The sequence below is a fragment of the Saccharothrix isguenensis genome (assembly GCF_052936305.1).
Map to the genome: position 1 here is coordinate 5,975,068 of NZ_CP193626.1, position 18,705 is coordinate 5,993,772.

Below are 18,705 nucleotides of genomic sequence, written 5' to 3' on the forward strand. Positions count from 1 at the left end.
GGCGACAACGCCGGCTACGCTGCCCACCGTGGACGTCGCCGGCGGGTTCCTCACTGTGCGGGCATCCGGTGCGGCGGCGGCCAAAGCCGCGCTCAGCGGTGGTGCGTCCACGCCCGAGCACATCCAGCTGCTGGTGGGCCGCACGGTCCCGAAGGGCGCGCCCGGCAACGGGACGGAGCTTCGGTTTCCCGACTGCGCCCTGCGCGTCCTGCCGGACGTGGTGATGCTGACGATGGCCGAGGCGCGGCTGACGGTCGGCTTCGGCGAGCTGAAACCGCTGATGTTCCAGCCGGTCCCGGTGGACGCGGCGCTGCACGCGGTGTTCTCCGGCGCGGTGGCGCACGTGCTCGCCGCGGCGCACGTCCTGGACCCGCACGGCCTGTCCCACCACCTGTTCGGGTTGGCCGAACTGGTGCTGCGCAGCGCCCTGCGCGCCGAGCTGGACCGCGTCGACTCGCTGGTCGCCCGGCGGCGCGAAGCGTTGGAGTACATGCGGGAGCACCTGGCGGACCCGGACCTGGGCGCGGACCGGGTGGCCGAGGCGTTGTTCATCTCCCGCCGCCGCCTCTACCAGCTCTTCGACGACGGGCAGGGCGTGTCCGAGCGCATCCGCGGCCTGCGGATCGACCGGGCGAAGGCGTTGCTGGCCGATCCGGCGAAGGCGGCGCGCGGCATCGGCGAGATCGCCAAGGACTGCGGTTTCGTCAGCGCCGCCCACTTCTCCCGGACGTTCCGCCAGGTGGTCGGGCGGACTCCGAGCGAGTTCCGCAATCGCTGAACCGCATGCCCGACACGAACCTGCCCGCGACACCGGACACGTCGAGCCAGCCGCGCCCGGTCGGCGAGTGCAGCGTGAACACCGCGAGCCGCGGGTGGTCCGGGTCGGTCACCACGACCTGGAGCTGCGCGCCCGGCCCGGACACCGGGATGCGTTCCACGATCGTCACCGGGTAGCCGGTCGCCGTCTCACCACGGGTGACCTCGCGGATCGCCGGGCCGTCGAGGGGGAAGTCCAGTCCGGGGCGGTCGACCGGGACCACGCACGCCACCAGCAGCGCCGGGTCCGCGTCCGGGTGCTCGACCACGGCCAGCAGCCCGGCGCCGTGCCGGTGCGCCAGCTCGGCGGCCTGCGTCGCGGAGACTTCAAGACCGGGGTCGCGCGTGCCCTTGAGCCGACGCAGCACGGCTGCCAGTTCCGCCGCGGTGTGGTCGGGGGTGCCGAGTGCCACCGGGGTCACCCCCGGCACGGGATCGAGTCTCACCCGAGCCCCGCCCGGAACGCCGCCGCCGCGCCCCTGCCGGTGGCCGGCCGGCCACCGCCGAGCAGCACGGACGCCAGCTCGGCGGTGAGGGACGAGAAGCCGGTCAGGGTGTCCGCGATCGCGGTCGACGGCTCCTCGGACCGCAGCCGCTCGGCGACCCGCCCGGCCTCCGCGCGGTGGTCGCGCTCCAGCAGCCGGGCCTCCTCCAGCACCTCGTCCAGCTGCCGCCGCAGGTCGTCGTGCCGCGTCACGGCCCGCTCGTGCGCCTCGCCGTCGGCGGCGGTGAAGCTCGCCATCGCACCGGTCCGGTCGACCTCGTCGGCGGCGTCGGCGAGAGACCGCCGCAGCCCCAGCGCGCGCCGGTCCAGCTCCTCGGCCCGCCGCTGGTTGCCCAACACCGTGGTGGCCCACCCGTCGAGCACCTCGGCCGCCGCCCGCATCGCGCGCCGCACCGCCGTCAGCTCCGACACCACCGCCTCCAACCGGGTCCTGAACCCGTCCGCCGCCGCACCCGTCCACCCCTCCGGCGGCGTACCGGGAACCGTGAAGGCGACCGCGCACCGCTCGCTCGCCGCCGCCACCGCGCCCGCGTGGCCCGGCGCGGGGTCGAACCCCAGGCCCCGGTAGTCAGTCATGGCGCAGCTCGTCGGCCTGGTGGTAGGTCTCGGCCGCCGCCCGGACCTCGTCCGCCACCACGTCCAACCGCACGCCCCGCAACGTCCGCGCCCACTCGGCCACCAGCTGCCCGACCGCCTCCGTGACGCCCTCCGGACCGAGGTCGCCCAGCGGTCCCTCCACAGTGGACGCGGCGGCGCCGACCTCGTCGGCGGCCTCGTCCAACCGGCCCGCGAACGCGGTCAACGCGTCCGGGTCGACCCGGAAGCCGTCGCTCATTCGCCGAGCACCGGCGGGAACGCGGGCGGCAGGTCGTCCAGCAGGTCCAGGCCGTTGTCGTAGCGGTTGCGGTGCTCGGCGTCCTCCTCGCGGTTGCCCGGCGCCATCGGCGGGTACATGCCGAAGCCCTGGGGGCCGCCCGCGCCGACGACCGGTCCGATGCCGCCCCGGGCCGCCGCGCCGCCGGGCACCGCACCGAGCACGCCGGACGCGCCGCCCGAGCCGATCGGCCCGAACGAACCGCCGCCGTAACCGCCGTGGCCACTGCCGGGCACCCCGTGGACGCCGCCGCTGATCCCGCCGTGGACACCGCCTCCGGGAACGCCGAACGTGCCCTGACCGCCCGTGGACGCGCCCACCGCCGGCGCGACGGCCGCCGCCACCGACGTCGTGCCCTCCCCCGACGAGACACCGGGCGTGGGCACGGCCACGGCAGGCGGCACGACGGGCGGGACAGGCAGAGGCGAGGGAGGGGGCAGCGGCGGGGACACGGGCCGGTGGTCCGGCTCGACCCGGGTGACACCGGGCGCGTTGTCGAACGTCGGCAGCGTGGTGTGCACGCCTCGGCTGGCGGACTCGTACTCCTCCATCACCCGCACCGCCTCCGCCCGCGCCGCCTGCTGCTCCTTCTTGGACGGCATGTGGTCGTCCAGCAGCTGGTCCAGCATGTAGGCGCCCTGGGGCCCGTCGAGCGTGGTCACGTCGTACCCGTCGCGGAACCACCGCTCCGCGTCCGGGTGCACCGGCTCCGGCATCCGCCTGGCCGCCTCGTCCACCGCAGACGTGTACGCGTCGAGCCCCGAGCCGACCGCGCACGCCCGCTTCGACGCGTCCGCCGCCCACTCGGTCAGCCTCGACGCCGATCCGGCCGCAGCCACCGCGGACGGACCGCGCCACGACACCACGAGCTGCTGCACGATCTTCTGCACGTCGGCGGTCGCCTGGTCGACCTCGTCCGCCAGCGACCGCCAGGCGACCATCCGCGCGGTCATCCGCGCGGTGTCGGCGGACTTCACCATGTCCCACAGCGTCCGGTGCGTGTACGCGTTCCAGTTGATCTTGCCGAAGTTCTCCGGCTGCCGGTTCGCCCTCCGCTGCCGCACCCGCCGCTCGCCCCGGCGCCGGGCGGCGGCCGACGGCTTGTGGTTCTTGGAGTAGTACTCGTCCCGGTTCACCGTCGCCCCAGCCCTTCGGCCACCTGCTCGTCCTCGGCCCGGTGCGTCGCGCCGACTCGGTGCAACGCGTCGCGCAACGCGTCCAGCTCGTCCAGGTACGACCGCAACGCCGCCTGCACGCCGCCTCCCAGCTCACCGGCGCGCAGCCCGAACGCCTGCCGCATGTGCCGCGCCACCGGGCCCCGGCCGTCGCCGAGCGGCTGCCCCAGCTCGCCACCGGCCCGCCCCAGCAGCTCGGACAGCGTGCCGTGCAGCTCGGCGAGGCGGGACTCGGCCCGGGTGAACTCGTCCAGGTCCACCTCGATCCGGTCGCCGCCCTCGGCCACCACACCCGCCGCGCCCGCGCCGGTCGGCGGCGCGATCACCGGCGTCACCGCCCTGGAACCGTGCCGCTCGTCCCGCAGCTCTTCGCGCATCCGCCTGGCGTCCTCGACGCCGCGCACCCTGACGACCATGCCCCCATCGTGGTGTGCCCGCGCCCGCGTGACCAGTGCGGGTGCACGCGGGGAGAAGCGGCGGTGCACGGCGGGACAAGGCGCTGTGCGAAAATCGTCCCCCGTGCCGTCACCTGCCGTTCACGCGCGCGCCGTGCTGCTCGCCGGTCCTTCCGGTTCGGGCAAGTCCACGCTCGCCGCCCACCTCGGTCTGCCCGTGCTGCGGCTGGACGACTTCTACCGCGAGGGTGACGACCCGCTGCTCCCCCGTGACGACGCCGGTCGCCCGGACTGGGACGCCGAGGGCTCCTGGAACACCGCCGACGCGCTGGCCGCCGTGGTGGAGTTGGCGACCACCGGCACGGTCGAGGCGCCGGTCTACGCGATGGGCCAGGAGAACAAGCGGGTCGGCTGCCGGACGGTGACCGCGCCCGGACTGTTCATCGCCGAGGGCCTGTTCGCGGACCGGCTGGTGGCGGGCTGCCGCGAGGCCGGCGTGCTGGCGGACGCCGTCGTGCTCACGCCCAACGCCGTGGTCACGGCCGTCCGCCGGTTCGCCCGGGACGTGGCGGAGGCCCGCAAGCCGGTGCCGCTGCTCGTCCGCCGCGGACTGCGGCTGCTGGGCGAGCACTCCGGCGTGGTGCGCCGGTGCGTGGACGCGGGTATGCGGCCGGCCAGTCCGCACCGCGTGCGACTGGCCACGATCGGGGAGTGGACGCCCACCGCGGTGTAGCCGACCGGCGTCGGGGGTACTGCTGCCGGCATGGCTGTGTTCGAGCATGAGCAGACGGTCCCGGTGGACGCGCGGGTGGTGTTCGACCTCGCCAAGGACGTGGGGGCGATGCAGGCGTGGCTGCCGGACGGGCTCCAGGTCGAGCCGAGCGGCCCGGAACGGGTCACCGGACGGGTGTCGATGGGCGACGAGGTCGGCGAGGGCGAGGGCTACCTGGCCGCGGACGACGACCAGCGCCGGCTGGAGTGGGGCGACCTCGCGGGCGGCGGCTACTCCGGGTGGCTCCAGGTGGACGAGCGAGGCCCCGGCCGCTGCCGCGTGGTGCTGCACCTGGACGTGAGGGGCGACCACCCGGAGGCCGTCGGTGGTGAAGCGCACGAAATAACGGACGAGTACATCGAGCAGGCACTGAGCCGGCTGGCGGCGCTCGCCATGCAGAGCGCCACGTGACTGCTTTCACTGATCATCGGGTGTGAACCCGGGAAGCGCCACCTATGTGTTGCGCGGCCGTCGCGGTGGCCGCCATCCGGCGGGACGAGCTGCACCCGTTGGAGGCCGGCCCGTCCGACCGGGTCGGTGTCGCCGCCGGTCTGCGCTACGTCACCGCCAGCGGCGCCTGCTCCTGCTGTTCGCGCTCGGTTTCACGCTGTCCAGCCTGGGGCGCAACTACCAGGTCACGATGGCCGCGATGAGCCCGGACGCGACCACGTACGGCCTGCTGTCGACGGTGTTCGCTACCGGCACGGTGCTGGGCGGGCTGGCCGCGGCGGCGCGCCGGGCGCTGACCGTGCGGCTGCTGCTCGCGGTCGCGTGCGGGACGAGCCTGCTCCAGGTCACCAGCGGACTGGTGCCCGGCGTGCTCGGGTTCGCCATCGTGCTGCTGCCGATCGCGGCGGGCGCGGTGGTCATCGACACGACCATGAGCACCCGCATCCAGCTGGACACCGAGGACGGGATGCGCGGCCGGCTGCTGGCGGTCAACTCGGCCGTCGGCGCGGGGGCGGGCGCGGTCGGCGCTCCCCTGCTCTGCTGGCTGTGCGAGCGGATCGGCGCGCCTGAGACCTTGGTGCTCGGTGGTGCGCTCACCCTCTTGGCCACGGCGTTCGCCGCGTCCGTGCTGGCCGCTCCGCCGCACCGCCGGAACGCTCTGGCACACCGCGTGCTGCACCGTCCGCACCAGCCGGCGCCACCCGGCGGGCACCCGCGCGGACCAGTGCGACCTGGGAACCGTCCCAGGCGGCGTACCCGCGTCCGGGTGTAGCTCCCCAGGGCCACAGGGCCGCATGCCCTGGGCCGCTCGGATGCACTGCGTAGTGGCCCATTCACAGATCGACGTGGGCGGGGCTACAGTCGAGCCGTTCCTGGGAGCGCTCCCAGAACCTCGACGAGGAGGTGAACGACGTGACGGCCCGACGATGGATCGCGCTGGCCGCGGCCGGTGTGGCAGGCTTGCTGATCGCGACGCTCGTGAACGTGGTCAGCCCCACCACGGCGTCCGCGCACGGCGCCATGATGAAGCCGGGCAGCCGGACCTTCCTGTGCTGGCGGGACGGACTGACCCCGCAGGGCAACATCCAGCCGAAGAACCCCGGTTGCGCCGCGGCGGTGGCGGCGGGTGGCGACAACGCCCTCTACAACTGGTTCGGCGTGTTGCGTTCCGACGGGGCCGGCCGCACCAGCGGCTTCATCCCCGACGGCAAGCTGTGCAGCGGTGGCAACCCGACGTTCGCCGGGTTCGACACCGCCCGCGCCGACTACCCGGTGACCCACCTGACCGCGGGCGCCAACTTCTCGTGGTCGTACAACAAGTGGGCCGCGCACCCCGGCACGTTCCACCTGTACGTCACCAAGGACAGCTGGAGCCCCAACCGCCCGCTGGCGTGGAGCGACCTGGAGAGCACGCCGTTCCACAGCGTCACGAACCCGGCGAACAGCGGGGCCGTGGGCACGGTCGAGGGCCAGTACTACTGGAACGCGAACCTGCCGTCCGGCAAGTCCGGTCGCCACATCATCTACTCGGTGTGGACCCGGTCGGACAGCACGGAGACGTTCTACAACTGCTCCGACGTGACGTTCGACGGCGGCAACGGCGAGGTGACCGGTATCGGCGGCGGCGGCACGACGACCCCCACCACCACGACCACCACGTCGACGAGCACCAGCACGTCGACCACCACGACGACGCCCACCAGCACCACCACGACGACCTCGACCCAGCCCGGCGACTCCAAGTGCATGGCGATCTACAAGATCACCAGCGCGTGGTCGGGCGGCTTCCAGGGCGAGGTCGAGCTGATGAACCACAGCACCAGCGCCTACAACGGCTGGACCGCGACGTGGACCTACGCGAACGGTCAGTCGATCAACAGCCTGTGGAGCGGCGTCAAGTCCGGCTCCGGTGCGCAGGTGATCGTCAAGAACGCCGCGTGGAACGGCACGGTGGCGCCGGAGGCGTCGGTCAAGTTCGGCTTCACGGCCACCTACTCGGGCAGCACCAACTCGCTGCCCACGGTGACCTGCACCAGCCCGTAACTCCCCGGGCGGCCAGTCGAGGCGGCTAGTCGAGGCGGAACCCGAACGGGAGCTCCAGCCGGTGCCGGGCGAGCAGCCCGGTGTCGGCCAGGAGCTCCCGCGTCGGTCCGTCGGCCACCACGACACCGCCGTCGATCAACACGCTGCGCGGGCACAGCTGCAAGGCGTAGGGCAGGTCGTGCGTGACCATCAGCATGGTGCGGTCCAACCCCAGCAACACCTCGGCCAGCTCTCGGCGGGCCACCGGTTCCAGGTTCGCCGAGGGCTCGTCGAGCACCAGGATCTCCGGGTCGCAGGCCAGCACGGTGGCCAGCGCGACGCGACGGCGCTGGCCGCCGGACAGGTGCAGCGGCGACCGGTCCCCGAACTCCTCCATGCCGACCGCGCGCAACGCGTGGTCCACCCGCTCGTCCAGTTCCGCGCCGCGCAGCCCGAAGTTCGTCGGGCCGAACGCCACGTCCTGCCGCGCGGTGGGCAGGAACAGCTGGTCGTCGGGGTCCTGGAAGACCACCCCGACGCGGCGGCGGATCTCCTTGAGGTGCTTCTTCTCCACCGGCAGCCCGGCCACCTCGACCCGGCCCGAACCGCCGCCCAGCACGCCGTTGAGGTGCAGCGCGAACGTCGTCTTGCCCGCGCCGTTGGGCCCGAGGACGGCGACGCGCTCGCCGCGCTCGACCTTCAGGTCGATGCCGAACAGGGCCTGGTGGCCGTCCGGGTAGGCGTAGGCCAGGCGCTCGACCACGAGCGCGGGCGCGGACCGTCGCGGCGCGACGACGTCCGGAGACCCCCCGCTGTCGGGCATCCGGCCCGTCCACCCGCGCGACACCATGGCGAGGTGCACCCTCTCACCCCGTTCGTAGGAGCGGATGAACAGGCTGCCGATGCCCCGTGCGGTCGCGCCGAGCTGCCACAGGAACCTCGGGTCGTCACCGCGCGAGATCCGGGCCACCCGCATCCGCTTGGCCTCGCCCACGATCACCTCGGCGTAGCGGAGCATCAGCGTGGCGATGGTGATCAGGACCGACGGCATGCGCAGGCGTTGCAGGCCCAGCAGGATGTCCTGGGGCGCGGTGGTGGCGGCGAGCGTCAACGACGTCAGCAGGCCGAGCGTGCCCTTGGCCAGGATGTTCCACCCGGCCAGCGCGCCCTCCTCGGACACGGACACGCCCAGCACGTCGACCCGGTCCCCCGCGCCGGTGAACGGCAGGAGCAGGGCCAGCAGCACGAACGGCGCCTCGATCACGGAGCGCGCGGCGAACCAGCGCACCGGGACGCGGGCCACCGCCCAGACCGCGGTGAGCGCGAGCAGGTAGACGCCGAACGCCCAGAAGGCCTCGCGCGGCGTCGCCACCACGCACAGCACCGCCACCACCGTGGCGACGATCTTCGTCTGCGGCGTGAGGCGGTGCACCGGCGAGTCGCCGGGCCGGTGCAGGAACCCGTGGCCCGCGCCCACCTCAGGTCGACTTCGCGTCGGGCTTCACATCGGGTTCCACGTCGGAACGCTTGCGCAGCAACCAGAACAGGCCACCGGCGAGAACCAGCGTGGCGACGACGCCGAGCACGCCCGCGAGCCCGGTGAACCGGTCGTCGCCGGCCACCGCGTAGTCCGCCAGCGGCGACCCGGCCAGCGGGTGGTCCTGCGCGTGCTCGGCGATGCCGTGCTGCTCGGTGACGTGGTCGAGCCCGTCCGGGTTCCCGTCGGCGAAGTAGGAGACAGCGCCCGCCAGAACCAGGCTGACCACCGCGAACACTGCGAAGAAGCGCTGCTTCACGTCTTCAGCTCCAACTTCTGCGGCACGCCGCGCAGCAGGTACACGAGGTCCGGTCGGGCCGCGGCGACCGCCGTCACGGTGACCGCCGTGATCACGCCCTCGCCGATGCCGATGAGCACGTGCACGCCGAGCACGGCGGTGGCGACCGTGCCGAACGCGACACCGCCCTGGCCGCCGATCGCGTACTCCAGCACGAAGCCGAACGACGCGAGCACGGTGTTGACCAGCGCGGACACGAACGCGACCGCCGCCAGACCGCCCTTGTTGCGGGTGGCGACCTTCCGCAGCGCCACGGCCGTGAGGTAGCCGACCGCGGTGCCGATCAGGGCCATGTTGGTGATGTTCGCGCCGAGCGCGGTGACGCCGCCGTCGGCGAAGAAGAGGGACTGGACCACCAGCACGATCGTCACGCACAGCGCGCCGACCCACGGTCCGACCAGGATCGCGGCCAGCGCGCCGCCGAGCAGGTGGCCGCTGACGCCGGGCAGCACCGGGAAGTTGAGCATCTGGGTGGCGAACACGAAGGCCGCCACCAGGCCGGCGAGCGGCGCGGTCCGGTCGTCGAGGTCGCCGCGCGCCTTGGCCAGCGCCACGCCCACCCCCGCGACCGCGACCGCCACGAACAGCAGCGACGTCGGCGCGTCGAGCAGGCCGTCGCTCATGTGCATTGCTACCGGATCGGACACGGGTCACACGCTAGTTGCCCATGACCCGCTATGGCCAGCTCGTTGCAACAACGATCCCGATCACACCTCGGACCGATCCGGACGGCCGGCCGGCCACAGGGCGGATCGGGCGGGCGCTGCTCACTGCGCGTTACCACTATGCTCTGCCTGCGATGACTCTCACCGACCGCCTGCCGGCCACCCCCGACCCCGACCTCCTCTACGACAGCTTCGCCGAGTGGGCGCAGGGACGGGGGCTGTCGCTGTACCCGGCGCAGCAGGAGGCGTTGATCGAGATCGTCTCCGGCTCGAACGTCATCCTCAGCACCCCCACCGGCTCCGGCAAGTCGCTGGTCGCCACCGGCGCGCACTTCGCCGCGCTCGCGGAGGGCAAGCGGACGTTCTACACGGCGCCCATCAAGGCCCTCGTGTCGGAGAAGTTCTTCGCCCTGATCGAGACTTTCGGCCCGGAGAACGTCGGCATGATGACCGGCGACGCGAGCGTCAACGAGACCGCGCCCATCATCTGCTGCACGGCCGAGATCCTGGCCAACATCGCCCTGCGCGACGGCACGAAGGCCGACGTCGGTCAGGTCGTCATGGACGAGTTCCACTTCTACTCCGAGCCGGACCGCGGCTGGGCGTGGCAGGTGCCGCTGATCGAGCTGCCGCAGGCCCAGTTTCTCCTCATGTCGGCCACGCTCGGCGACGTCGCGTTCTTCGAGAAGGACCTCACCCGCCGCACCGGTCGCGCGACGACGGTGGTCCGGTCCGCCGAACGCCCCGTCCCGCTGAACTTCCAGTACGTCACCACCCCGCTGCACGAGACGATCGAAGAGCTCCTGCACGGCCGCGAGGCCCCGGTCTACGTCGTGCACTTCACCCAGGCCTCCGCCCTCGAACGCGCCCAGTCGCTGATGAGCGTGAACGTCGCCACCCGCGCCGAGAAGGACGCCATCGCGGCCACGATCGGCCGGTTCCGGTTCACCTCCGGGTTCGGCAAGACCCTGTCCCGCCTGGTCCGGCACGGGATCGGGGTGCACCATGCGGGCATGCTGCCGAAGTACCGGCGGCTGGTGGAGCAGCTCGCCCAGGCCGGCCTGCTGAAGGTCATCTGCGGCACGGACACGCTCGGCGTGGGCATCAACGTCCCGATCCGCACGGTCGTCTTCACCGCCCTGTCGAAGTACGACGGCCAGCGCACCCGGCACCTGAAGGCCCGCGAGTTCCACCAGATCGCGGGACGGGCGGGCCGCGCGGGCTACGACACCGTCGGCACGGTCGTGGTGCAGGCGCCCGACCACGTGGTGGAGAACGAGAAGGCGCTGGCCAAGGCCGGCGACGACCCGAAGAAGCGGCGCAAGGTGGTGCGCAAGAAGGCGCCCGAGGGCTTCGTGTCGTGGAGCGACCAGACGTTCGAGCGGCTGAAGAACGCCGAGCCGGAACCGCTGACGTCCAGCTTCCAGGTCAGCCACGCCATGCTGCTGAACGTGATCGGCCGTCCCGGTGACGCGTTCGGCGCGATGCGGCACCTGCTGGAGGACAACCACGAGGAGCGGCCGGCGCAGCGCCGGCACATCCTGCGCGCCATCCAGATGTACCGGGGCCTGCTGGCGGCGGGCGTGGTGGAGCGGCAGGGCGGCGAGATCCGGCTCACCGTGGACCTCCAGGTGAACTTCGCGCTCAACCAGCCGCTGTCGCCGTTCGCGCTGGCCGCCGTCGAACTGCTGGACCGCGAGTCGCCGAGCTACCCGCTGGACGTGCTGTCCGTCATCGAGTCCACCCTGGACGACCCGCGCCAGGTGCTGTCCGCGCAGGAGCACAAGGCGCGCGGCGAGGCCATCGGCGCGATGAAGTCCGAGGGCATCGAGTACGACCAGCGGATGGAGCTGCTGGACGAGGTGACGTACCCGAAGCCGCTCGCCGAGCTGCTGGACGCCGCGTTCACCACGTACCGGCGCGGGCACCCGTGGGTCGCCGACCACCACCTGTCGCCGAAGTCCGTGGTGCGGGACATGTTCGAGCGGGCGATGACGTTCACCGAGTACGTCTCGCACTACCAGTTGGCGCGCTCGGAGGGCCTGGTGCTGCGGTACCTGGCCGACGCGTACAAGGCGCTGCGGCAGACCGTCCCCGAGGACGCCAAGACCGAGGAGCTGAGCGACCTCCAGGAGTGGCTGGGCGAGCTGGTCCGCCAGGTCGACTCCAGCCTGCTGGACGAGTGGGAGAAGCTGCGCAACCCCACCGAGGGCGCCACCGTGGAAGCGTCGATCAGCGACTCGCCTCCAGCGGTCACCGGCAACGTCCGGGCGTTCCGCGTCCTGGTGCGCAACGCGCTGTTCCGGCGGGTGGAGCTGGCGGCCCGGCGCGACTACTACGAGCTGGGGCAGCTGGACGCCGAGGCGGGCTGGACCGCCGAGGAGTGGCAGGACGCGCTGGAGCCGTACTTCGAGGAGCACGACGAGATCGGCATGGGGCCGGACGCGCGCGGGCCGGCGCTGCTGACGATCACCCAGGAGCCGGGGCTGTGGCGGGTGCGGCAGGCGTTCGACGACCCGGCGAAGGACCACGACTGGGGCTTCACCGCCGAGGTCGACCTGGCCGAGTCGGACGAGATCGGCACGGCCGCGGTGCGGATCACCGAAGTCGGCAGGCTGTAGCAGCCGCGGGGTCCATCCGGTGGTACTCCGGTGCGAACCGGAGCACCAGCATGTCCACGTCGGGAGAGAACGGAGGCGGTTGACCCTGTCTCAGGACGAGTTCGGCGTGCTGGGGGCCATCGTGGTCCGCCGGGACGGCCGTTCGGTCCCGGTCACCGCCGCCAAGCACCGCATCGTCCTGGCGACCCTGCTGCTGAGCGCGAACCGCTCGGTGCCCGCGAGCGACCTGATCCGCCGGGTCTGGGGCGAGACGCCGCCGGACCGCGCCGCGCAGACGCTGCCCGTGTACGTGATGCGGTTGCGGCGCACGCTCGGCGACCCGCAGCTCATCCACACCACGCCCACCGGCTACCGGATCGACCTGCCGCCCGACGCGCTGGACCTGCACCGGTTCGAGGCGCTGGCCGAGCAGGGCGCGGCGCTGGCCGCCGCCGAGGACTTCCCGGCCGCCGCGGCGGTGTACGAACGGGCACTGGACCTCTGGCGCGGCCCGCCGCTGGCCGACGTGCCGTCCGACTCGCTGCACGAGACGGAGGTGCCGAACCTCGCCGAGCGGCGGCTGCGGGCGATCTCGGAGCTGGTGGACGTGAAGCTGCGGCTGGACCGGTGCGACGAGGTGATCGCGGACCTGCGCCGGCTGACCGCGCAGCACCCGCTGCGGGAGCGGTTCTGGTCGCAGCTGATGGTGGCGCTGTACCGGGTGGACCGGCAGGCGGACGCGCTGGACGCGTACCGGCAGGCGTCGACGGCGCTGGCGCGGGAGCTGGGCGTGGACCCGAGCGACTCGCTGCGCGCGGTGCACCACGCGATCCTGACCGGCGACCCGGCGCTGTACCAGCCGGCGGCGAACACGTGGGCGCCCGTGTCGCAGCTGCCCGCGCCGGTGGGCAACTTCGTGGGGCGCGGCGCGGAGCTGGCGAGGGTGACCGGGCTGCTGACGCGGGCGTCGGCGACCGTGGTGGTGTGCGGGCCGCCGGGGGTGGGCAAGACGGCGTTCGCCACGTCGGTGGGGCACGCGGTGCGCGACCGGTACCCGGACGGGCAGCTGTACGTGAACCTGCGCGGGTACTCCACGTCGCCGCCGCTGTCGACGTCCGCGGTGCTGGCGCGGTTCCTGCGGGCGATGGACGTGCGGGCCGACCACATCCCGGTGGACGAGGACGAGCTGGTCCGCAGCTACCGGTCCCGGCTGCGCGGCCGGCGGGTGCTGATCACGCTGGACAACGCGGCGTCGGTCGACCAGGTGCTGCCGCTGCTGCCCGCCGACCCAGGCTGCTCGGTGGTGATCACCAGCCGGAACGAGCTGCGGCTGCCGGCCACGACGGTGCGGCTGGACGTGCTGCGGGTCGACGAGGCGTGGAAGCTGCTGGCCCGATCGCTCGGGCCGGAGGCGGCGGTGGCGCAGTTCGACGCGCTGAGCGAGCTGGCCCGGCTGTGCGGCTACCTGCCGCTCGCGCTGCGGATCGCGTTGGGGAACCTGGTCGGCGCGCCGCACGCCGACGTCGCGTCGTACGTGGACGAGCTGCGCGGCGGCGACCGGCTGTCCGCGCTGGCGGTGGACAACGACGACACGGCGGCGGTGCGGCGGGCGTTCGACCTGTCGTACGCGGCGTTGGCGCCGGACGCGGCACGCCTGTTCCGGGTGGTGGGGCTGGTCCCGGGGCCGGACTTCAGCGTGTCCGGCGCGGCGGCGCTGCTGGACGTGCCGGACGACGTCGCCGGCGGGCTGCTGGAGCACCTGGCGTCGGCGCACCTGGTGCAGCGGGTCGGGGCGGACCGGTTCTCGCTGCACGACCTGCTGCACGTCTACGCGGCGGACCGGGCCGAGGCGGCGGGCGACGACGTGGAGGCGGCGCGGCAGCGGCTGTTCGACTGGTACCTGCGCACGTCGGTCGAGGTCGGCGACGTGCTGTACCCGGAGCTGGGCGTGTCCGGGCCGCCGCGGATGAGCCCCGAGGTCGCCCGGACGTGGCTGGACGCCGAACGGGCCAGCGTGCTGGCGGCGACGGAGCACTGCGCGGTGCACGGGCCGCTGCCGATGACGTGGCAGCTGATCGACGCGGTCGGCGGGTACTTCGGGTCGCACGGGCACCACGTGGAGTTCGTGCACGCGATCGACGCCGCGCTGGGCGCGGCGCGGGCGGTGGGCGACCACGACGCCGAGACGCTGATGCTGGTGTGGCTCGCGGCGGAGCACCGGAACCTGGGCAACCTGCGGACCGCCCAGCGGTACCTGCGGTCGGCCCGGCCGACCGGGCGGACGGTGTGGCTGCACACCGGGCTGGACGGGGTGGTGCACCTGGAGCTGGGCGAGCTGCCGGCCGCGTTCGCCTCGTTCGAGCGGATGATGGCGTTGAGCGGTGAGCCGTGGGCCGGGCCGCACGTGCGGATCGGGGCGCTGGCCGGGCTCGGCGCGTTGCGGATGATGCGCGGCGACCTGGCGCCGGCGGAGTCGTTGCTGGCCGAGGCGCTGGAGCTGGCGAGGTCGGCCGACGGGATGAACGTGGAGGCCACGTGCGCCGCGTTGCTCGCGCGGTGCCGCACGGCGGCCGGTGACTACCCGAAGGCCGTGGAGCTGCTGCGGCACGCGCTGGCGGCGTGGTACCGGACGGGCGCCCGGCACGCGCGGGCGGAGGCGATGGCGCACCTGGCGGTGGCGCTGTGCCTGGGCGGGGAGCACGCGGAGGCGCTGCGCACGGCCCAGCGAGCGTTGGCGCTGGTGCAGGAGCTGGGCGGCAGTCCGCGGATCGAGTCGGAGGTGCACAACGCGCTCGGGCTCGTGCTGATCCACCTGGGCAAGCCGTCCCGCGCCGTGGCCGCCCACCTGCGCGCCCTGGAACTGGCCGCGTCGTCGGACTTCCGGTTCGGCGTCTGCCGGTCGCACATCCACCTGGTCCACGCCCTGGCCGCCGACGACCGCCGCACCGAAGCCCTCCGCCACGCCCGCGTGGGCCGCGACCTCGCCGCCCGCAGCGGCTTCGGCCAGTGCGAGCACCTCGCCACCGCCGCCATCACCGCCCTCACCTAACCCACCCCCGCGAGTCCTCCACTCCGGCACCGCGAGTCCTCCGGTCCGGCACCCTGAACCTTCCACCCGTGCGCCACATGACGAGGAACACTCCAGTGGGAATTGCGCGGGAAAGCGGCGGTGACAAGCGGGTATCCTCTGTTTCCGGTGTTTCGGTTACACCCGCCAATTGAGACCACTCCACCGGGTCGTTGACCACGTCGACCCGGACCGAGAACATCGGGTGTCGATACTTCGGCGGCTTACTCCTGGGGGATGCCATGGATTCCGATCCGCACCTCGACCTGGCGCGGATCGCGGACGGGACACCCCGCACTTCCGCGGAATTGGTCTCCGCGCTCACCGAGTTGGCGAGGTTGGCGAACGAGTGGTCGGACGTCGTCCTCGCATTGCGGGAACCGACGCGCAGGCTGGTGGGGAGCGCGGCGGCGGCGTCCGTGTCGCTCGCCGCGCGCCGGGCCGAGGAGGCCTCCCTCGAACTGGAGATGACCCTCGGTGACGCGCAGGCAGCACGCCGGTCATTGCCCTTGACCACCCCGAAGCGCGAGGATAGGCGTCCGGTGGTCTAATCGCCGACGCTGCCGACCACATCGCATTGGAACTCCATGACCTCAGGACTTCCCTGCCCTCTCTGCGAGGGCCCGGAGCGCCGTGGGGCGCTTGAGCGCACGTTGCGGGTCCTCGCCGTGGACGACGAGGCCCCCGCGCTCGAAGACCTCGTCTACCTGCTGCGCTCCGATCCACGAGTCGCCCACGTCGAGGGCGTCACCGACGCGACCAAGGCGTTGCGGACCCTGCACCGCGCCATGGACGCCGGGCAGCCGGTCGACGCCGTCTTCCTCGACATCCGGATGCCGGGCCTCGACGGGCTCGACCTGGCCCGCGTGCTCTCCCGGTTCGCCCAGCCGCCGCGCATTGTTTTCGTCACCGCGCACCAGGAACCGGCGGTCGAGGCTTTCGAACTGAAAGCGCTCGATTACCTGCTCAAGCCGGTGCGGGCGGAGCGGTTGGCCGAGTCCGTGCACCGGATCGTGCACGAAGTGCTGGATTCGAAGACGGCGGAACCGGCGGGCGCCGCACCGGCGGAGAAATCGCCTGAAGTGGGCGATGAGGTCATTCCGGTCGAACTGGGCGGCATCACCCGGTTCATCCGGTTGGCCGACATCCGGTACGTCGAGGCGCACGGCGATTACGCGCGGCTGCACACGGCCACCGGAAGTGGATTGGTCCGCGCCGCGCTCAACGGGCTGGAAGAGCGCTGGCGGTCGGCCGGCTTCGTCCGCATCCACCGCAGTCACCTCGTCTCGCTCGGGCACATCGACGAGCTGCGGCTGGAGGACGGGCACCTGAGCGTGAACATCGGCGGCGCGGTGCTGCCGGTCAGCCGGCGCCACGCCCGGCACCTCCGGCAGCTGCTGGTGCGCCGCAACCGGCAGCCGTCGTGAGCTCCCCGCAGCGCCCGCACACCCAACGGGTGGTGGTGACGAGCCCGCGCACCCGCGCGCCGCGCGCTCCCCGCCCGTACCCCGCCTCGCGCGAGATCGACGAGCAGAGCGAGCTGGGCGCGGTCTACATGCGATCGCTGATCCGGACGCAGCGGCGGCTCGGCCTGCTGCTGTGCGCGGTGGTCTGCGGGAGCGTCGCGGCGCTGCCGCTGGTGTTCACGTCCATGCCGTCGGTCGCCGCGCAACGGCTGTTCGGCCTGCCCTTCCCGTGGCTGCTGCTCGGCGGCCTGGTGTTCCCGGTGTTCGTGCTGGCGGGCTGGTTCTACGTGCGGCAGGCCGAGCGCAGCGAACGGGAGTTCGCCGAACTCGTGGAACGCTCGTGAGCAGTACGTACGGCATCATCGCGGTGCTGGTCGTCGCGGTCGGCACGATGTTGGTGGGCACGTACGGGCTGCGGATCTCGCGCACCACGTCGGACTTCTTCGTCGCTTCGCGCACGGTCTCGCCGTGGTGGAACGCGTCGGCCATCGGCGGCGAGTACCTGTCCGCGGCGTCGTTCGTCGGCATCGCCGGGCTGATCTTCGCGCACGGGCCGGACATGCTGTGGTTCCCGGTCGGCTACACGGCGGGCTACCTGGTGCTGCTGGCGCTGGTCGCCGCTCCCCTGCGCCGCAGCGGCGCGTACACGCTGCCGGACTTCGCCGAGGCCCGGTTCGCGTCGCCGGCGGTGCGCGCGGTGGCGAGCGGGTTCGCGCTGGGCATCGGGTGGCTGTACCTGCTGCCGCAGTTGCAGGGCGCCGGGCTGACGCTGCACACGGTGACGGGCGCGCCGGACTGGGTGGGCGCGCTGGTCGTCGCGGTCGTGGTGACCACCAACGTGATCTCCGGCGGGATGCGCAGCATCACGTTCGTGCAGGCGTTCCAGTACTGGCTCAAGCTGACCGCGATCGCGGTGCCGGTGGTGTTCCTGGTGATGGCCTGGCACGCGCACGGCGCGCGTGACCTGACCGGGCCGGGGTTCCCCGAGTTCCCGAAGCAGACGACCGTCACGTTCGACAGCGACACGGCGTTCCGGGTCGAGCGGTCCACCCCGTACAACGGCTCCGGCCGGGTGGACGGCGAGCGGGTCGACGGCGGCGCCGAGCTGACCGTCGGCGAGCACACGGTGGCAGCCGGGTCCCGGCTCACGTTCCCGCAGGGCGCGACCGTCCCGCACGTGCAGTCGATCCCGTCGAACACGAACGAGGTGTGGGCGCTGCCCATGCGCGGCGGCGAGCGGTTCCCGCTGTACGCGGTGTACTCGTTGATCATCGCCACGTTCCTGGGCACCATGGGCCTCCCGCACGTGATCGTGCGCTTCTACACCAACCCGAACGGCCGCGCGGCGCGGCGGACCACGTTGATCGTGCTGGGGCTGCTGGGCGTGTTCTACCTGATGCCGCCGATCTACGGCGCGCTCGGCCGGCTGTACACGCCCGAGCTGCTGATGACCGGGGACACGGACGCGGTGGTGCTGGTGCTGCCGAGCAGGATGATCGACGGGTTGGGCGGGCAGCTGCTGGGCGCGCTGGTGGCCGGCGGGGCGTTCGCCGCGTTCCTGTCCACGTCGTCCGGGTTGATGGTGTCGCTGGCCGGTGTGCTGAGCCGGGACGTGCTGCGGTTGCGCGGCGTGCGCGGGTTCCGGGTGTCGACGGTGCTGGCCGTGCTGGTGCCGTTGAGCATGACGTGGCTGGTGGGCAAGGTGCCGGTGGCGGACATGGTGGGCCTGGCGTTCGCGGTGGCGGCGTCGTCGCTGTGCCCGTTGCTCGTGCTGGGGATCTGGAGCACGCGGACGACCACGACCGGCGCGGTCGCCGGGATGATCGCCGGCGGGCTGCCCGCGCTGGTGGCCGGTCTGGTGACGATCAGCGGCGGCAGCAGGGGCGAGTGGTACCACGTGTTCCTGGCCCGGCCCGCCGCGTGGACCGTGCCGCTGGGTTTCGTCGTGATGTACGTGGTGTCGCTGCTGACGCCGCGCAAGGTGCCTCCGGGGGTGAACCACGTCATGGTGCGCTTGCACGCGCCGGAGAACCTGGGTCTGCGCAGTCAGGACCGGTTGTGAC

Annotated in this window: 19 protein-coding genes and 1 pseudogene; 11 read left to right on the forward strand and 9 right to left on the reverse strand. The window is 72.9% G+C overall.

Going from position 1 to position 18,705, the window contains the following annotated elements; genetic code table 11:
• Nucleotides 1-28 precede the first annotated feature (28 nt).
• Nucleotides 29-778, forward strand: coding sequence for a helix-turn-helix transcriptional regulator (locus ACRAKI_RS26400; protein WP_447003204.1), 750 nt, complete (start codon nucleotides 29-31; stop codon nucleotides 776-778).
• On the opposite strand, the gene ACRAKI_RS26405 is transcribed toward ACRAKI_RS26400, so the two are convergent.
• The 5 genes from ACRAKI_RS26405 to ACRAKI_RS26425 are packed head-to-tail and all read right to left on the reverse strand — an operon-like array spanning nucleotide 705 to nucleotide 3,786.
• On the reverse strand, nucleotides 705-1,229 hold the full coding sequence (locus ACRAKI_RS26405) for a hypothetical protein (RefSeq protein ID WP_447003205.1): 525 nt from the start codon (nucleotides 1,227-1,229) through the stop codon (nucleotides 705-707). The two genes, ACRAKI_RS26400 and ACRAKI_RS26405, sit on opposite strands and share 74 nt — an antisense overlap.
• Nucleotides 1,230-1,258: 29 nt before the next feature.
• On the reverse strand, nucleotides 1,259-1,897 hold the full coding sequence (locus ACRAKI_RS26410) for a hypothetical protein (RefSeq protein WP_447003206.1): 639 nt from the start codon (nucleotides 1,895-1,897) through the stop codon (nucleotides 1,259-1,261).
• On the reverse strand, nucleotides 1,890-2,156 hold the full coding sequence (locus ACRAKI_RS26415; protein ID WP_447003207.1) for a type VII secretion target: 267 nt from the start codon (nucleotides 2,154-2,156) through the stop codon (nucleotides 1,890-1,892). Before ACRAKI_RS26415 ends, ACRAKI_RS26410 begins: the two co-directional genes overlap by 8 nt.
• Complete coding sequence (locus tag ACRAKI_RS26420; protein ID WP_447003208.1) at nucleotides 2,153-3,331, reverse strand: PPE domain-containing protein; 1,179 nt, start codon at nucleotides 3,329-3,331, stop codon at nucleotides 2,153-2,155. The genes ACRAKI_RS26415 and ACRAKI_RS26420 overlap by 4 nt, the downstream gene beginning before the upstream one ends.
• Nucleotides 3,328-3,786 (reverse strand): hypothetical protein, encoded by a 459-nt coding sequence (locus ACRAKI_RS26425; protein ID WP_447003209.1) that lies wholly within the window; start codon nucleotides 3,784-3,786, stop codon nucleotides 3,328-3,330. Before ACRAKI_RS26425 ends, ACRAKI_RS26420 begins: the two co-directional genes overlap by 4 nt.
• 103 nt (nucleotides 3,787-3,889) lie before the next feature.
• On the opposite strand from ACRAKI_RS26425, the gene ACRAKI_RS26430 reads away from it, so the two are divergent.
• The 4 genes from ACRAKI_RS26430 to ACRAKI_RS26445 all read left to right on the forward strand — a co-directional run bounded on the left by ACRAKI_RS26430 (nucleotide 3,890) and on the right by ACRAKI_RS26445 (nucleotide 7,030).
• Nucleotides 3,890-4,498: a uridine kinase family protein gene (locus tag ACRAKI_RS26430; protein ID WP_447003210.1), complete on the forward strand. Its 609-nt coding sequence runs from the start codon at nucleotides 3,890-3,892 to the stop codon at nucleotides 4,496-4,498.
• Between the two features lie 30 nt (nucleotides 4,499-4,528).
• Nucleotides 4,529-4,948, forward strand: a complete 420-nt coding sequence (locus ACRAKI_RS26435) for an SRPBCC family protein (RefSeq protein WP_447003211.1) — start codon at nucleotides 4,529-4,531, stop codon at nucleotides 4,946-4,948.
• A gap of 238 nt (nucleotides 4,949-5,186) precedes the next feature.
• A complete protein-coding gene (locus ACRAKI_RS26440) occupies nucleotides 5,187-5,759 on the forward strand; it encodes an MFS transporter (RefSeq protein ID WP_447003212.1) in 573 nt (190 codons plus the stop codon).
• Between the two features lie 140 nt (nucleotides 5,760-5,899).
• Nucleotides 5,900-7,030 carry a lytic polysaccharide monooxygenase gene (locus tag ACRAKI_RS26445; protein ID WP_447003213.1) on the forward strand — a complete coding sequence of 377 codons (1,131 nt, stop codon included), beginning with the start codon at nucleotides 5,900-5,902 and terminating at the stop codon, nucleotides 7,028-7,030.
• 25 nt (nucleotides 7,031-7,055) lie between these two features.
• Here the strand turns inward: ACRAKI_RS26445 and ACRAKI_RS26450 are convergent, their stop codons facing one another.
• From ACRAKI_RS26450 to ACRAKI_RS26465, 4 genes and pseudogenes are all read right to left on the reverse strand, one after another.
• Nucleotides 7,056-7,832, reverse strand: coding sequence for an energy-coupling factor ABC transporter ATP-binding protein (locus ACRAKI_RS26450; RefSeq protein ID WP_447008518.1), 777 nt, complete (start codon nucleotides 7,830-7,832; stop codon nucleotides 7,056-7,058).
• Nucleotides 7,833-7,844: 12 nt separating this feature from the next.
• A pseudogene (gene cbiQ / locus ACRAKI_RS26455) lies at nucleotides 7,845-8,486 on the reverse strand (cobalt ECF transporter T component CbiQ); the annotation flags it as partial.
• A 1-nt stretch (nucleotide 8,487) separates the two neighbouring features.
• On the reverse strand, nucleotides 8,488-8,805 hold the full coding sequence (locus ACRAKI_RS26460; RefSeq protein ID WP_447003214.1) for a PDGLE domain-containing protein: 318 nt from the start codon (nucleotides 8,803-8,805) through the stop codon (nucleotides 8,488-8,490).
• A complete protein-coding gene (locus ACRAKI_RS26465) occupies nucleotides 8,802-9,491 on the reverse strand; it encodes an energy-coupling factor ABC transporter permease (protein ID WP_447003215.1) in 690 nt (229 codons plus the stop codon). Before ACRAKI_RS26465 ends, ACRAKI_RS26460 begins: the two co-directional genes overlap by 4 nt.
• Nucleotides 9,492-9,643: 152 nt before the next feature.
• On the opposite strand from ACRAKI_RS26465, the gene ACRAKI_RS26470 reads away from it, so the two are divergent.
• The 6 genes from ACRAKI_RS26470 to ACRAKI_RS26495 all read left to right on the forward strand — a co-directional run bounded on the left by ACRAKI_RS26470 (nucleotide 9,644) and on the right by ACRAKI_RS26495 (nucleotide 18,704).
• Nucleotides 9,644-12,130, forward strand: a complete 2,487-nt coding sequence (locus ACRAKI_RS26470; protein ID WP_447003216.1) for a DEAD/DEAH box helicase — start codon at nucleotides 9,644-9,646, stop codon at nucleotides 12,128-12,130.
• Between the two features lie 79 nt (nucleotides 12,131-12,209).
• A complete protein-coding gene (locus ACRAKI_RS26475; RefSeq protein WP_447003217.1) occupies nucleotides 12,210-15,158 on the forward strand; it encodes an AfsR/SARP family transcriptional regulator in 2,949 nt (982 codons plus the stop codon).
• A 260-nt stretch (nucleotides 15,159-15,418) separates the two neighbouring features.
• Entirely contained in the window at nucleotides 15,419-15,727 is a 309-nt protein-coding gene (locus ACRAKI_RS26480; RefSeq protein WP_447003218.1) for a hypothetical protein, read from the forward strand.
• A gap of 36 nt (nucleotides 15,728-15,763) precedes the next feature.
• Nucleotides 15,764-16,603, forward strand: a complete 840-nt coding sequence (locus tag ACRAKI_RS26485; protein ID WP_447003219.1) for a LytR/AlgR family response regulator transcription factor — start codon at nucleotides 15,764-15,766, stop codon at nucleotides 16,601-16,603.
• Nucleotides 16,600-16,986, forward strand: a complete 387-nt coding sequence (locus ACRAKI_RS26490; protein ID WP_447003220.1) for a DUF485 domain-containing protein — start codon at nucleotides 16,600-16,602, stop codon at nucleotides 16,984-16,986. The genes ACRAKI_RS26485 and ACRAKI_RS26490 overlap by 4 nt, the downstream gene beginning before the upstream one ends.
• Nucleotides 16,983-18,704, forward strand: coding sequence for a sodium/solute symporter (locus ACRAKI_RS26495; RefSeq protein ID WP_447003221.1), 1,722 nt, complete (start codon nucleotides 16,983-16,985; stop codon nucleotides 18,702-18,704). Before ACRAKI_RS26490 ends, ACRAKI_RS26495 begins: the two co-directional genes overlap by 4 nt.
• The last annotated feature ends 1 nt before the right edge of the window (nucleotide 18,705 follow it).

What these genes read in the sequence shown, in the direction of transcription:
- ACRAKI_RS26450 (WP_447008518.1), bottom strand. Translation starts at nt 7,832, where the DNA reads ATGCCCGACAGCGGGGGGTCTCCGGACGTCGTCGCGCCGCGACGGTCC.
- ACRAKI_RS26435 (WP_447003211.1), top strand. Translation starts at nt 4,529, where the DNA reads ATGGCTGTGTTCGAGCATGAGCAGACGGTCCCGGTGGACGCGCGGGTG.
- ACRAKI_RS26470 (WP_447003216.1), top strand. Translation starts at nt 9,644, where the DNA reads ATGACTCTCACCGACCGCCTGCCGGCCACCCCCGACCCCGACCTCCTC.
- ACRAKI_RS26480 (WP_447003218.1), top strand. Translation starts at nt 15,419, where the DNA reads ATGGATTCCGATCCGCACCTCGACCTGGCGCGGATCGCGGACGGGACA.
- ACRAKI_RS26415 (WP_447003207.1), bottom strand. Translation starts at nt 2,156, where the DNA reads ATGAGCGACGGCTTCCGGGTCGACCCGGACGCGTTGACCGCGTTCGCG.
- ACRAKI_RS26425 (WP_447003209.1), bottom strand. Translation starts at nt 3,786, where the DNA reads ATGGTCGTCAGGGTGCGCGGCGTCGAGGACGCCAGGCGGATGCGCGAA.
- ACRAKI_RS26410 (WP_447003206.1), bottom strand. Translation starts at nt 1,897, where the DNA reads ATGACTGACTACCGGGGCCTGGGGTTCGACCCCGCGCCGGGCCACGCG.
- ACRAKI_RS26440 (WP_447003212.1), top strand. Translation starts at nt 5,187, where the DNA reads ATGAGCCCGGACGCGACCACGTACGGCCTGCTGTCGACGGTGTTCGCT.
- ACRAKI_RS26485 (WP_447003219.1), top strand. Translation starts at nt 15,764, where the DNA reads ATGACCTCAGGACTTCCCTGCCCTCTCTGCGAGGGCCCGGAGCGCCGT.